A 13,809-nucleotide genomic window follows, 5' to 3' on the forward strand; every position below is an offset into this window, starting at 1 on the left:
TCTGGGAGGTGCGAGCAATGGGTGCCTCGGCTGGAAGGTGCCGGAGCAATGTCCTGGGCGGGCTCGCCCTGACCGCTTCTACTCGCGGGCGGAACCTAGTCCGCGGCGCGGCGGCGATGCAAGCGCGATCCGCCGCCCGACGGTGTTTCCTGCCTGCACCTCAACGCGGCCCGGGGTGGCGGCGGCTCGGCCGGTCGGGGCGCCTCGTGGCCGGGCCGCGATCGCGGTGGAGCAGGACCATGCTGCCGACCCACCTTGTCCGCCCGCCCGCCCCGAAGCACCATCACCCCGTCGGCGTCGCCTTCGGCGGGCCGGACCGGCGCGCGCTCCTCATCACGGGTTCGCTGCCGGGCGACATCGGGATTGCGGGGTTGCCGATGGCCGGCAAGACGCTGCTCGCGCACCGCCAGGAGAGGAACGGGACATGACGGCAACGGGCGCGCGCAAGCGCGTGATGCTCATCCACGCGCTGCGCGATTCGCTGGCGCCGATCCACGCCGCCTTCGCCGCCAGCTGGCCGGAGGCGGAGACGCACGACCTGCTGGACAGCTCGCTTTCGGCCGACCACGCCGCCGATGACGGGCGCCTCGGCCTCAAGATGACCGAGCGCTTCCGCACCGTCGGCCGCTACGCCGCCGATGCCGGCCCGGAGGGACGGGGGAGCGACGCCATTCTTTTCACCTGCTCGGCCTTCGGCCCGGCCATCGACGCGGTGAAGCGCGACCAGCGCATCCCCGTGCTCAAGCCCAATGAATCCGCCTTCGGGGAGGCCATCGGCCACGGCAACCGCATCGGCCTGCTCTGCACCTTCCCGCCGGCCCGGGCGCCCATGCTGGCGGAACTGGAGGCGATGGGACGCGAGCAGGGCAAGGCACTGGTGGTGGAGGCCAGGCTGGTCGAGGGCGCGCTGGCGGCGCTGCAGGCCGGGCGGGGCGAGGAGCACGACGCGCTGATCGCGGCCGCGGCGGCCGCGCTGCCCCCGGTGGATTCTATCGTGATCGCGCAATTCTCGATGGCGCGCAGCGCCCCGGCCGTGCGCGCACGGGTGAACGTGCCGGTGCTGACCACGCCGGACAGTGCGGTCTCGGCGCTGCGGTCCATGTTGCGGTGAGAGGAGTCCGCTAGCGAAGCCGGGCGGAACCCCGCAGCACCAGGTTTCCTTCCACCACCACGCGCCGCGTTGGCAGGTCCGGTGTCTCCATGAACTCCAGCAGCATGCCGATGGTGGCTTCCACCATCGGCCCGAGTGGCTGCGAGAAGGAAGTGAGGTCGAAGCTGCGCCAGCGGGCCGGTCCGACATCGTCGAAGCCGACAACCGAGAGGTCATCGGGAATGGAAAGGCCGAACTCGTGCCGTGCCACCTCGATGCAGGCGATGGCCATGTGGTCATTGGCGCAGAACACCGCGTCGGGCCTTGCCGGCGCGCGCAGCAGGGTCCGCGCCGCCTCGGCCGCGCCCTCGTAGCTGTAGTACCCGACCGACCGCGCGGGTGGCGCGAGCCCCGCCTCCGCCAGCCCTGCCGTGAAGCCCCGCTCGCGGTCCCGGCTGGTGGACGAGCCTTCCAGCCCCGCGATGAAGGCAGGCCGCCGGTGCCCGCCCGCCGCCAGGAACCGCGCGATGCGGTGCCCGCCGCGCTCGTTGTCGCCGGTGACGCAGGAAAGCTCCGGATCGTCGGTGGTGCGGTTGAACATGACCACGGGCACGCCAAGCCCGCGGCATTCCCGCGCCAGGGCTGAGGACAGGCCGGCCGAGGCCAGCACCACCGCATCCACCTGATAGCGCATCACCTGCTCGATCACGGGATCGCCGGCGGCGCCGGGGCCGGTGGTGAAGAGGAGGATCTGGTAGCCCTTCTCCTGTAGGCGCGCCGAGAGCGCCTCCAGCACCAGGGGGTAGAACTGGTTGCCCAACTCCGCCACCACCACCGCGACGATGCGCGAGCGCCGCGTGCTGAGCGAGCGCGCGATGGCGTTGGGCCGGTAGCTCAGGTCACGCGCCGCCTGCATTACCCGTTCGCGGAGATCGGCCGAGACGCTGGCGCCGGGGGTGAAGACCCGGCTGACGGCAGACTGGGAGGTGCCGGCGCGACGCGCCACGTCGGTCGCCGTGACGCGGCGCGCGGCGACGGGCGCCGCCCTCATTCCGCCGTCCATCCTCCGTCCACCACCAGGGCGCTGCCGGTCATCAGCGCGGCGCCGTCGCCCGCGAGGAACAGGATGGCGCCCATCAGGTCTTCCACCTGCCCCAGCCGACCGAGCTTGATCTTGGAGAGCACGAAGGAACGGAACGCCGCGTCCTCGAAATAGGGGCGCGTCATCGGCGTCTCGATGAAGGTGGGGCAGAGCGTGTTCACGCGGATGCCATGCGGGCCGAGGTCGATGGCCATGGCCTTGGTCATCCCCTCCATCGCGAACTTGGAGGCGCAGTAGACGGTGCGGTTCACCCCGCCCACATGCCCCATCTGGGACGAGACGTTGATGATGGCGCCCCGCCGCTCCGCCGCCACCAGCCGCCGGGCGACGGCCTGGGCCGTGAAATACGCGGCACGGACGTTCAGCCCCATCACCGCGTCGAAATCCTCCACGGACACCTCGGTGAAGGGGCGGGGACGGTTGGTGCCGGCGTTGTTGACGAGGATGTCGAAAGGCTCGGCGGCGGCGATGGCGGACTGCATGGACGCGATGTCCAGCACGTCGAGCGCCAGTGCGTCGGCGGTCCCGCCGCCAGTCCGGATCTCGGCCGCGGCTGCCTCGATCTCAGCGGGGCTGCGCGACACCAGCGTGACATGTGCGCCCGCCCCGGCGAGCGCCGCCGCGGCGGCCAGGCCGATGCCGCGGCCGGCTCCCGTCACCAGCGCGCGCCGCCCGTCCAGGCGGAAGGAGGGAGTGGCCGGCAACATCATTCCGCCGCCTGCCCGTAGGGGATGTTGCGCCCGCCATAGCGGCGCACGCGCACGTTCGCCTGTTCGGCATGGCCGACGAAGCCTTCCAGCATGCAGAGCCGCGAGCAGTACTCGCCGATCATGGCCGAGGCCTCGTCGGTCAGCACGCGCTGGTAGGTGCATGTCTTGAGGAACTTGCCGACCCAGAGCCCACCCGTGTAGCGCGCGGACTTCTTGGTCGGCAGCGTGTGGTTGGTGCCGATCACCTTGTCGCCGAAGGAAACGTTGGTGCGCGGGCCCAGGAACAGCGCGCCGTAGTTCGTCATGTGGTTCAGAAAGTAGTCGGGGTCGCGGGTCATCACCTGCACGTGCTCCGAGGCGATGTCGTCGGCCACGCGCACCATCTCTTCCTCGGAGTCGCAGACGATCACGGCGCCATAGTCCTCCCACGCCCGCCGCGCGATCTCGGCGGTGGGCAGGATAGCGAGCAGGCGCTCCACCTCCGACATGGTCTCCCGCGCCAGGCGCTCGGAGGTGGTCAGCAGGATGGCGGGGGAGTTCGGGCCGTGTTCGGCCTGTCCGAGCAGGTCCGTCGCGCACATCTCGGCATCCACGGTCTCGTCCGCGATCACCAGGGTTTCCGTCGGCCCGGCGAAGAGATCGATGCCGACGCGGCCATAGAGCTGACGCTTGGCTTCCGCCACATAGGCGTTGCCGGGCCCTACCAGCATGTCCACCGCCGCGATGCTTTCCGTGCCGAGCGCCATCGCGCCGACCGCCTGGATGCCGCCGAGGCAGAGGATTTCGTCGGCTCCAGCCAGATGCTGCGCGGCGACAATCGCGGGAGCCGGGCGTCCGCGGTAGGGCGGCGCGCAGGTCACGATCCGCCCCACGCCCGCCACCTTCGCCGTGATCACGGACATATGCGCCGAGGCCAGCAGGGGGTACTTGCCCCCCGGAACATAGCAGCCCACCGAGTTCACGGGGATGTTACGGTGCCCCAGCACGACGCCGGGCAAGGTTTCCACCTCGATGTCGCGGATGGCCTCGCGCTGGTGCTGCGCGAAGTTCCGGACCTGCTCCTGAGCGAAGCGGATATCATCGAGGTCGCGCGCGGTGAGCTGTGAGAGGCACCCCTCGATCTCGGCGTCCGTCAGGCGGTAGTCCTCCCGATCCCAGCTGTCGAACCGGGCGGAGTACTCGCGCACGGCGGCATCTCCGCGCGTGCCGATGTCAGACAGGATGCTCTCGACGGTGACGCGCACGCGGGCATCGTCCTCGGCAATCGAGCCGGCATCGCGCCCTTGCTTCAGAACTCGCGCCATCTTCGTTTCCCCTGTTTTTGCATGCGTATGCAATCGGGGTAGAGCCGTTCAGCAGGGCCGTCAATCCGTTGGTGAGGGCATCGTGGAGAGGCTGGTGCGCAGAGCCACCTTGCCGGCGGGCACACCCGTTCGTGATTGGCGCAGCGCTCAGACGATCCATTTTACCCCGAAGGCTTCCTGGGGTTTGATGATGTCGCTTGCGCAAACGGGGCGGAAACTGGGTGTGGCGGTCGTGGGTCTCGGCGGTGCCGTGGCCACCACCGCTGTGGCGGGGATCGAGGTGATTCGTCGCGGCACGAACCGGCTGGACGGTCTGCCACTCGCGGAGGTTTCCGTACCGGGGCTCGTGGATTACCGTGACATGGTGTTCGGCGGCTGGGACCTGGACGGGGCCGACCTCGCCTCCGCCGCTGGCAGTCACCGCGTGCTGAACGACACGCAGCTCGCCGAAACGGGCAAGGCGCTTTCCGCCATCCGCCCCTGGCCGGCTGTCGGCAGCGGTGAGTTCTGCCGCGGTGTCACCGGCGCCAACAAGCACGAGGCACCCAGCCATCGCGCGGCGGTGGAGGCCATTGCCTCCGATCTTCGCCGTTTCCGTACGACGAGCGGTGCCGATGGCATCGTCATGATCAATCTCGCTTCCACCGAGCGCACGCCTGGCGATGACGAGGCGCTGAACTCGCTCGATGCCTTCGAGCGCGCTCTCGACCGCGACGATCCCTCGATCGGCCCGGCCATGCTCTACGCCTATGCGGCGATCGAGAGCGGCGTGCCCTACGGCAATTTCACGCCCTCCCTGGCGGCTGACGCGCCGGCTCTGAAGGAGTTCGCCAAGGCGCGCAACGTCCCCGTCGCGGGGAAGGACGGCAAGACCGGCCAGACCATGATGAAGACGGTGCTGGCACCTGCGCTGCGCTCGCGCGCGCTGCACGTGGATGGCTGGTTCAGCACCAACATCCTGGGCAACCGGGACGGCGAGGCGCTGCGCGACAAGGACAGCCTGGCGTCGAAGCTCGACACCAAGGGCAAGGTGCTTGACAGCATCCTCGGCTACCACGTCGAGGACCATCTCGTGGACATCCGCTACTACCGCCCGCGCGGCGACGACAAGGAGGCCTGGGACAACATCGACATCTCCGGCTTCCTTGGCCATCGCATGCAGATCAAGGTGAACTTCCTCTGCAAGGACAGCGTGCTGGCGGCTCCGCTCGCGCTTGAGATCGCGCGCGTGCTGGACCTTGCCCAGCAGCGCGGCGACGGCGGTGTGCAGGAGCAGCTCTCGCTGTTTTTCAAGGCGCCGATGGTGGGCAACGGCCACGACCCCGAGCATGCCTTCCATGTGCAGGAGCGTATGCTGATGGACTGGCTCGGGGCGCCGCAGTGAGCTCCTGCCGATGACGGATGGGATTGTGCCGGCGGCTGAAGCGCCGCCGGCACGGATCCTCGGCCTTTTCCGCGAACTCGGCGAGTTGAAGCGCATCCGCTCCGCCGGTCGCGAGGGCTCGATTGCGGACCGCCTCTTCGCTGCCTCCTGGTCAGCCCTGTGCGAGGGGCGACCGCTTGGGGATGTCTGGCGCGCCACCACGGCAGCCGCGCTGGCTGCGACGCGGATGGGCGATATCGACAGAGCGGTGATGGGTGCGCTTGGCATCGGTGGCGCCGCCACGGAGGCCATTCTCGCCCGGGCCCTGGAGGAGGCTGCGGAGGAGGTGGACTCCCCGCTCCTCGCCATGCTCCGGCAAGCGCCGCCCGCTGAGGCGGATGGCCCTGTGCCGACCTTTGTCGCGCAGCTTGCGGGGCAGCCCCGTGCCGGCGTGACCTGCCCCGGACGCCCGCGCCTGTTGCTGGAACCGCCTGAGAACCACGCTGAACACTGCCTGATGGTCGCAGTCTATGGTGTGCTGCTTTGCCCGATCTACGACGCGCGTCCGGAGGTGGTTTTTCTCGCCTCCCTCTCGCACCACCTGCACAACGCGCTGATCCCCGACTCCGGCTTCGCCGGCGAGGTTCTGTTGGGCGACCACCTGGAGCCGGCTTTCGCTCGTGCGACGGAGATGGCCTTGGCTGAGCTTCCGTCCGAGCTGGCGGGCGCGGTGCGCGGCGCGCGCGCCATCCTGCCCGATGCCGCGACACCGGAGGGACGCGCCTTCCACGCCGCCGACACGCTGGATCGCGTGCTGCAGATCGAGCAGCATCTTCGCGCGGGCAAGGCGAGCATGTCCTATGTGCTGAACGACATGGCGCTCGTGCATGAAGGGCCGGTGAAGCCCTTTCAGGACCGCCTGCTCGCCGCCATGGGACTTGCGGCATGACACCGGACACGCCGCACTCGGTGCTGGATGTGGCCGGCCGCCGCTGGCCGGTCATCGACGACATCGCCTTCGCCCGGGCCTCCCGTCCGGAGCTCGCGGCCGAAGCGCTGGCGCGCCTTGATGCCGGCGATCGCGACGGCGCCCTCGTGCTGCTGCTGGCCGACCAGGACGATTGGTGGCGGGGACCCACCGCCGAGCCGGGGGCGTTGCGCGCGCTTGTCACCAATCGTGCCGCGCTCACCCTGCGCGAGGCTATGGCGCATCTCTCCTGGGGACCGGTTGGCGACTACTTCGCGCATCGCTGGAGCGACCCGACCTTTCTGGCGGGCCTTGCGCTGATGGAGGCGCATTGGACGGCGCCGCGCAGCGCTTTCGAGCTGGCCTGCGGCATAGGCCAGTACCTGCGCGCGCTTTCCCAGCGCGGCGTGGCCACCACAGGTGCCGATGTTGTCTTTGCCAAGCTCTGGGTGGCGCGGCATTGGGTGGCGCCGGAGGCGGAACTTGTCTGTGTTGACGCCGCCATGCAGCCCTGGCCTATCAGCGAGGGCCGCCGATTTGATCTCGTGGCCTGCCACGACGCCTTCTACTTCCTCGAACCCAAGGCGCCGATCCTGGCGCGACTGCGCGAGATGGCGGGGGAGGAGGGATGGCTCGCCATTGGCCATGTCCACAACCGGGAATGGCCGAACCTTTCAGCTGGCGCCGCGCTTACGGCCGAGGAGCTGACGGCGCTCTTCCCCGACGCCATCGCGTATGACGATGCTGAACTCACGCGCGCCGCCCTGGATCGCCGTGCCCCGCGTTCCGCGCCGCCCGCGGCGCTGCGCGACGCCGAGGCCTTCTCCGTCGTCGCCGGGCCGGGGACGGTCGGGGCGCGCGCCGTGACGGGCGCCCTGGCGCTTCCGCCTGAGGGCGCCTTCCTCCGCCGCAACCCGCTTTACAGCGCCGGCGAGATCACCTGGCCTTCCGAGCGCTACGAGCGGGAATACGGCCCTCGCGCCACCTATCCCGCGCGCACCACCTGCCCGGAGCATGCGGTCGCCACCGCCGAAACGGCGGAGTGGGCCATGCGGCGCGAGCTGCTGGACCTGCCGGAGCGATGGTGACGGCGCTCGCCGCCCGCACGCTGGGGTGGGGCATCGTTGGCTACGGCTGGGTGGCGCGTGATTATGCCGCCCCGGCGATCCTCGCCGCCGGGCACGCCGTGCGCGCGGTCTGTGACCCGATGCCGGCCGCGCGGGAAGCGGCCCGTGCGGCGCTCCGCCTCGAAGGCGGCGCCCATGCCGACCTCGCGTCCCTGCTCGGCGATCCCGCGGTGGACGCGATCTATGTCGCGACGCCGAACCACCTCCACCGTGCGGCCGTCGAGGCCGCGGCGGCGGCCGGGAAGCCCGTGCTTTGCGAGAAGCCGATGGCGGCGACGCTGGCCGATGCCGAGGCCATGGCCGAGGCCGCCTCGCGCGCTGGCATCCTCCTCGGCACCGCTTTCGACCAGCGTCACCACCCCGCCCACGCCGCCATGCGTGAGGCTGTTGCCGCGGGGCTGATCGGCACGCCCACCGTGATCCGCATCGCCTATGCCTGTTGGCTTGGCCCCGACTGGAGCGTGACCGGCGAGGGCGACAACTGGCGTGCCGATCCCGCGCGCGCCGGCGGCGGTGCGCTGATGGACCTCGCCCCGCACGGGCTAGACCTGGCCGAATACCTGCTGCGCGAACCTGTTCAGGAGATCGCGGCCCTCACGCAGCGCCGGGTGCAGCCCTACGCCGTCGACGACGGCGCGCTGCTCATCGGCCGCACGGCTGGCGGCACGCTGGTGCAGCTGCATGTCGCCTACAACTGCCCCGACGCCCTGCCCCGCCGCCGTCTCGAGGTGCTCGGTGCCGCCGGGCAGATCGTGGCGGAGAACACGATGGGCCAGGATGCCGGCGGCCGCGTCACCCACACGGATGCGCAGGGCCGCAGCCGCCCACTCTCGGTGCCGGATGCCGATGCCTCGCCCTTCGCCCGCCAGATGGCCGCCTTCGCCCACGCGATCGCGACCGGCGACCGCGAGACCTTCAGCGCCGCGCGCGACCTGCACACCATGCGCCTTCTCCACCGCGCCTATTCGGAGGGCCCCGCATGCCGCTGACACCCTGGGCCTGCGCCAATTGCGGCTTCTGGCAGAAGCATTTCGAGCCGCGCTCCTGCCCCGTCTGTGACGACACGCGCAACGATCTGCCGCATGACGGCTGGCACTTCCTGCGCGAGGAGGAGGTGGCGGCGAAGCTCACCGGCTCCTGGCGCCAGCTCGATCGTGACATGGTCGCCTTCAGCACCTCGCCCCCCTTCGGCCTGAACGGCACGGGGTGGCTGCTGCTGCATCCCGACGGCAACACCGCCTTCGAGGCCGCGCCCTACTACACCCCGGAGATGCTCGACGAGATACGCCGCCTGGGCGGCATCCGCTTCCTCGCGGCGTCGCACTGCCACGGCTACGGCGCGCTGTGGCAGTTGCAGGACGTGTTCGAGCCCGAGGTCATGGCCATCCAGAAAGACGACCTCCGGATGACCAAGGCCTTTCGCGTCACCTGGCCCTATGACGAGGCGCTGGAGCTTCGCCCGGGGCAGACGCTGATGCATGTCGGCGGCCACTACGAGGGCCAGGCCGTGCTCTACGACGAGCCGCGCCGCACGCTGTTTTGCGGAGATGCCTTCAAGGTGGACCAGGGCGAGGCGGGCGAGAACCTCGCGGTTTCCACGCACAAGGCCTTTCACAAGGACATCCCGCTCTCGCCGGGGGAGGTGCGGAAGTACCGCGATGTCATCGGCGCGGTGGAGTTCGATACCGTCTGCACCCCCTTCGAGCACGCGCGCGGCATCACCACGGAGATCGCGCTCGCCGTGCTGGACGACCAGTTGCGCGGCCCCCCGGGCGTGCGGCACATCCCCATGGACGAACTCCGCCGGCGAGCGGAGAAGAGGACCGCATGAGCGACGAACTGCATCGCGTGGCCGAGGCCTTCCGCGCCACCATGCCGAAGCATGCCCACGTCTCCACCTTCCGCATCGACCACCTGGACCGCACCGGCATTCCCGTGGTCCAGGCGAACCTGCTGGTCGAGAACTATCCCGCCACCACCGGCTACGGCTATGGCTTCACCTCCATCGAGGCCGAGGTCGGCGCGCTGGGCGAGCTGTGCGAGGAGGTGCATGTCGGCCGATGGGTCGCGCGGGCGCCCCGCACCGAAGGCAACTACGCGGAACTCTCCCGCGCGCGCGCGGTGGTGGACCCGCTCACCCTCTGCCTGTCCGCCGGCTCCGATTACACGCCGGACATGCCGCTCACCTGGATCGAGGCGAAGCGCTGGCCGTCGGGGGAGACGATCCTCGTGCCGCGCGAATGGGTCGCCGCCTATCCCTACCAGCTCGGTGACGAGAAGCCGCGGCTGATCACGCCCATCACCAACGGCCTCGGTGCCGGCTTCGACATGGAGCACGCCATCGCCCATGGCATCATGGAGGCGCTGCAGAGGGATGGGAACGTCGTCAACTACCGCGCGCTGGACCAGGGCGTGTCGGTGGAGCTCGACGCCGTGCAGGACCCGGCGGTGCAGGGGCTTCTCGACCATCTGACGTCGCTTGGCATCGATGTCATGGTGAAGCTGGCGGCCGACGACTTCGGCATGGCCAACCTCTACGTCGTCGGCGATGACCGTGGCCGGCCCACGGCCCCCATCCAGGTCACCTCCTGCGGCGAGGCGGTGCATCCCGACCGCAACCGCACCCTCCGCAAGGCGCTGCTGGAATTCTGCGGATCCCGCGCGCGCAAGGCCGCGACGCACGGCCCCATCCCGTTGCTGCGCGACGCCCTGCCGCTGGACTACGTCGAGCGCCAGATGAAGGTCGCCATGCTGGACGAGGAGGAGCCGCGCGCGCTCGACGCCATGGTGGAGTGGATGGAGCAGGACGCCGAAGGCCTGCGCGCCCGCCTCGCCAACAGCGTCTTCGCCGCGCGCAGCCACCGCAAGCTCTCGGAACTGCCGACCGTCTCCGCCGAGGCGGTGGCTGACTCGAAAGACCGCCTCGCCCTCCTGACGGACCGGCTGGCGGCGGAAGGGATCGAGGTCCTCTACGTCGACTGCTCCCCTCCAGGGGAGGCGGTGCGCGCGGTGAAGGTCATCATCCCCGGGCTCGAGATCGAGACGATGAGCTATCACCGTATCGGGTGGCGCGGCGTGCGCCGGCTGCGCGCGCGCCGGGACCCGCTGATCCTCGACGCCCCGCGCGACGGCGCGAAGCGCGTGCTGCTGCGCCGGGATGACGAGGCGCGGGCCGGCGGCCCCGCCTGGTTCGACGGCGCGCTGGCCGACCGCCTCGTCGGCCGCATCTACCCGATGTACCGGGAGACCGGCACCTTCTCCGCCCAGATGGTGCTCGCGCAGAGGCGTGGGGCGCAGGGCCGCGGGCAGGCGGTGCCGGCGTGATGCTCCGCTTCGCCTACAACACGAACGGTGCCGCGAACCACCGCCTAGCCGACGCCGTCGCCCTTATCGCCGATGCCGGGTACGACGGCGTGGCGCTGACGCTCGACCACCACCACCTCGATCCGATGGAGGACGGCTGGGAGCGCCGCGCCGAGGCCCTCGCGCGCGATCTCTCCGCCCGCAGGCTCGGCTGCGTCATCGAGACCGGCGCACGCTACCTGCTGGATCCGCGCGCGAAGCACGAGCCGACGCTGCTGACCCCTGCGGCCGAGGGCCGTGGCCGCCGCGTCGCCTTTCTCAACCGAGCGGTCGACATCGCCGCCATCTTGGACGCCGAGGCCGTCTCCTTCTGGGCGGGCGTGCCGCGCCCGGGGGTTGTGCGCGAACAGGCATTGGAATGGCTGCGGGAGGGTGTCGCCCGCGTGCTCGACCATGCTGCGGACCGTGGCATCACCGCCGCCTTCGAGCCCGAGCCGGGGATGCTGGTGGAAACGGTGGACGACTGGACGGCCCTTGATCTTCCTGGCCTGACGCTCGCACTCGACCTCGGCCACCTGCTGGTGACGGGCGAGCGGGAGCCCGCCAGCGCCGTGCACGAATTTGCCCCGCACATCGGCACCGTCGCCATCGAGGACATGGCGCGCGGCACCCACATCCACCTTCCCTTCGGCGAGGGCGACATGGACATCCCCGCCTGCCTCGACGCGCTGGAGGCGATCGACTTCCAGCGCCTCGTCTGCGTGGAACTGTCGCGCGAGAGCCACCGGGCCGACAGCATGATCCCGCAATCCCTTGCCTGGCTCCGCGACTGCCGCGCGCGATGAGGGTCCTCTTCCTTTCCCGCCGCTTCTTTCCGGCCATCAGCGGAATGAGCGTCTACGCCATCAACCTGCTGCGCCAGCTCGCGGCGGCCGGGCATGACGTGACCATGGTCAGCCAGTACCGCGGCGACGCCGTGGGAACCCGCGTCTATGGCGGCGGCCCCCCGCCGGAGGTTCAGGGCGTCACCGTCATCGGCCGGCGTTCCCTGGGCGAGGAAGCCTTCGCCGAACCCGGCGGCGCGGACTTCGAGCGCGATGTCGATGACATGGTCGACACCATTCTCGCCGAGCACGCGAGGAAGCCCTTCGACGTCCTGCACGCCCAGTACGGCTATCCCAATGGCTGGGCCGTGCTGCTGGCCGCCCGGCGTATCCGCGTGCCCACGGTGGTTTCCATCCAGGGTGGCGACGGCCACTGGGTCGGCTCCTGCTGCGAGACGCACCGCGAGGCCATGCTTCGCGTCCTCAACCACGCCGACCGCCTGCTGATCGGCTGCGACAGCTTCGCGCAGGAGGTGGTGGACCGCCTCGGCGTCGCGCGGGACCGCTTCACCATCGTTCCCGGCGCGGTGGAGGTGGACCGCTTCCACCCAGCCCCCGGCCACGCGCCCGGCGACGCGCAGGACCCCGTGCGCCTGCTCTACCATGGCCGTGTGGACCGCCGGAAAGGCGCGCTGGACATGCTCGACGCGCTCGCCATCCTGCGGGACGAGGGCGTGCCCTTCGCCGCCACCATCAGCGGCATCGGCCCCGACCTCGACGCCTGCCGCGAGCGCGATGCCGAACTGAATCTCGGCACCCGCTTCGCCGGCTATGCCGATTACGCCGCCGCACCGGCCCTCTACCGCGAGGCCGATGTCTTCGTCTCCCCCACCTATGCGGAGGGCTTCTCCAACACCGTGCTCGAGGCCATGGCGAGCGGCCTGCCGACCGTCTCCTGCAACGCCGTCGGCGTGGTGGACTGCTTGCGGCACGAAGAAAACGGCCTGCTCTCCGATCCCGGCGACATCCCCGCCCTCGTCACGAACCTCCGGCGCATCATCGAGGACGCCCCGCTCCGCGCCCGGCTCGCCGCGGCCGCGCTGGAGGAGTGCCGTCGCACCTACTCCTGGGACGCCGTCGGCCGCCAGATCATGGGAATCTACGAGGAGGTGCGCGGCACCCGGCCGGACACGCCCTTCGACCCCGCCCTTCCCGTCTCCGAGTGCCGTTTCCGCGCCACCCCGCATCTTCTTTGAAGCCGCTCCCGATGCCGCTCGCCCTTGCCATCTCCCCCCATCTCGATGACGCGGCCTTTTCCGCCGGCGGCGCCCTCGCGCTCCTTGCCCGGCAGGGTTGGGAGGTGGTGGTCGCCACCCTCTTCACGGCCACCGTCCCGGACCCCGCCGGCTTCGCCCTGGCCTGCCAGACCGACAAGGGCCTGCCGCCCGAGGCCGACTACATGGCGATCCGCCGCGAAGAGGACCGCGCCGCCTGCGCCGCCCTCGGAGCCCGCCCCCTGCACCTTCCGCTGCGCGAGGCCCCGCATCGCGGCTACGCCTCCGCCGCCGCCCTCTTCGCCGCGCCGCGCTCGGACGACATGGCGCATCTCGATGCCGCCGCGGCGATCGAGCCGCTGCTGGAGGAACTCCGCCCCGACCTGCTCCTGGCTCCCCAGGCGATCGGCGGCCATGTGGACCACGTCCTCACCGTGCGCGCGCTCCAGCTGGTGGATTCCCCTCTGCCCACGCTCTGGTGGCGCGATTTCCCCTACACCACCCGCGCCGACACCCCGCGCCGCCCCTTCGAGGCCATGCTCGCGCGCTACCCGGAAACCCGGCTCCCCACCGATCCCGCCGCCAAGCACGCGGCCTGCGCCGCCTACGCGACGCAGCTCGGCTTCCAGTTCGGCGGCGCGGACGGCCTGGCCCGCGCCCTCGCCGCGACGGGGGGGGAGGAAATCGCCCGCGCCCAGGGCCACGCGCCGCCGCTGACCCGGGCCGCCTGATGCCCCGCGGCCCT

14 protein-coding genes are annotated in these 13,809 nt (G+C 70.7%); 11 read left to right on the forward strand and 3 right to left on the reverse strand.

Going from position 1 to position 13,809, the window contains the following annotated elements:
- Positions 1–239: 239 nt before the first annotated feature.
- Entirely contained in the window at positions 240–428 is a 189-nt protein-coding gene (locus ACFFIC_RS15830; protein WP_377052027.1) for a hypothetical protein, read from the forward strand.
- Positions 425–1,111 carry an aspartate/glutamate racemase family protein gene (locus ACFFIC_RS15835; protein WP_377052029.1) on the forward strand — a complete coding sequence of 229 codons (687 nt, stop codon included), beginning with the start codon at positions 425–427 and terminating at the stop codon, positions 1,109–1,111. The genes ACFFIC_RS15830 and ACFFIC_RS15835 overlap by 4 nt, the downstream gene beginning before the upstream one ends.
- Before the next feature lie 10 nt (positions 1,112–1,121).
- On the opposite strand, the gene ACFFIC_RS15840 is transcribed toward ACFFIC_RS15835, so the two are convergent.
- From ACFFIC_RS15840 to hisD, 3 genes are read right to left on the reverse strand one after another with little or no spacing between them, the layout of a single operon-like run.
- The gene (locus ACFFIC_RS15840) at positions 1,122–2,141 is read right to left on the reverse strand and encodes a LacI family DNA-binding transcriptional regulator (protein WP_377052031.1); all 1,020 of its coding nucleotides are present in this window, start codon (positions 2,139–2,141) and stop codon (positions 1,122–1,124) included.
- Entirely contained in the window at positions 2,138–2,902 is a 765-nt protein-coding gene (locus ACFFIC_RS15845) for an SDR family NAD(P)-dependent oxidoreductase (RefSeq protein WP_377052033.1), read from the reverse strand. Before ACFFIC_RS15845 ends, ACFFIC_RS15840 begins: the two co-directional genes overlap by 4 nt.
- Positions 2,899–4,206: a histidinol dehydrogenase gene (gene hisD, locus ACFFIC_RS15850; protein ID WP_377052035.1), complete on the reverse strand. Its 1,308-nt coding sequence runs from the start codon at positions 4,204–4,206 to the stop codon at positions 2,899–2,901. Before hisD ends, ACFFIC_RS15845 begins: the two co-directional genes overlap by 4 nt.
- An 82-nt stretch (positions 4,207–4,288) precedes the next feature.
- Here hisD and ACFFIC_RS15855 point away from each other — a divergent pair, with 82 nt between their 5' ends.
- The 9 genes from ACFFIC_RS15855 to ACFFIC_RS15895 are packed head-to-tail and all read left to right on the forward strand — an operon-like array spanning position 4,289 to position 13,795.
- Entirely contained in the window at positions 4,289–5,590 is a 1,302-nt protein-coding gene (locus ACFFIC_RS15855; protein ID WP_377052037.1) for an inositol-3-phosphate synthase, read from the forward strand.
- 10 nt (positions 5,591–5,600) lie between these two features.
- Complete coding sequence (locus ACFFIC_RS15860; RefSeq protein ID WP_377052039.1) at positions 5,601–6,518, forward strand: hypothetical protein; 918 nt, start codon at positions 5,601–5,603, stop codon at positions 6,516–6,518.
- Positions 6,515–7,624: a class I SAM-dependent methyltransferase gene (locus ACFFIC_RS15865; RefSeq protein WP_377052041.1), complete on the forward strand. Its 1,110-nt coding sequence runs from the start codon at positions 6,515–6,517 to the stop codon at positions 7,622–7,624. The genes ACFFIC_RS15860 and ACFFIC_RS15865 overlap by 4 nt, the downstream gene beginning before the upstream one ends.
- Positions 7,618–8,652: a Gfo/Idh/MocA family protein gene (locus ACFFIC_RS15870; RefSeq protein ID WP_377052043.1), complete on the forward strand. Its 1,035-nt coding sequence runs from the start codon at positions 7,618–7,620 to the stop codon at positions 8,650–8,652. Before ACFFIC_RS15865 ends, ACFFIC_RS15870 begins: the two co-directional genes overlap by 7 nt.
- Positions 8,643–9,494: an MBL fold metallo-hydrolase gene (locus ACFFIC_RS15875; RefSeq protein ID WP_377052045.1), complete on the forward strand. Its 852-nt coding sequence runs from the start codon at positions 8,643–8,645 to the stop codon at positions 9,492–9,494. Before ACFFIC_RS15870 ends, ACFFIC_RS15875 begins: the two co-directional genes overlap by 10 nt.
- The gene (locus ACFFIC_RS15880; RefSeq protein ID WP_377052047.1) at positions 9,491–10,987 is read left to right on the forward strand and encodes a YcaO-like family protein; all 1,497 of its coding nucleotides are present in this window, start codon (positions 9,491–9,493) and stop codon (positions 10,985–10,987) included. The genes ACFFIC_RS15875 and ACFFIC_RS15880 overlap by 4 nt, the downstream gene beginning before the upstream one ends.
- Complete coding sequence (locus tag ACFFIC_RS15885) at positions 10,987–11,811, forward strand: sugar phosphate isomerase/epimerase family protein (RefSeq protein WP_377052049.1); 825 nt, start codon at positions 10,987–10,989, stop codon at positions 11,809–11,811. The genes ACFFIC_RS15880 and ACFFIC_RS15885 overlap by 1 nt, the downstream gene beginning before the upstream one ends.
- Positions 11,808–13,046, forward strand: a complete 1,239-nt coding sequence (locus ACFFIC_RS15890; RefSeq protein WP_377052051.1) for a glycosyltransferase family 4 protein — start codon at positions 11,808–11,810, stop codon at positions 13,044–13,046. The genes ACFFIC_RS15885 and ACFFIC_RS15890 overlap by 4 nt, the downstream gene beginning before the upstream one ends.
- An 11-nt stretch (positions 13,047–13,057) precedes the next feature.
- Complete coding sequence (locus ACFFIC_RS15895) at positions 13,058–13,795, forward strand: PIG-L deacetylase family protein (RefSeq protein ID WP_377052053.1); 738 nt, start codon at positions 13,058–13,060, stop codon at positions 13,793–13,795.
- Positions 13,796–13,809: the final 14 nt, after the last annotated feature.

It is taken from the genome of Muricoccus vinaceus (genome assembly GCF_042433125.1).
Taxonomy (GTDB): Bacteria; Pseudomonadota; Alphaproteobacteria; order Acetobacterales; family Acetobacteraceae; genus Roseomonas; species Roseomonas vinacea.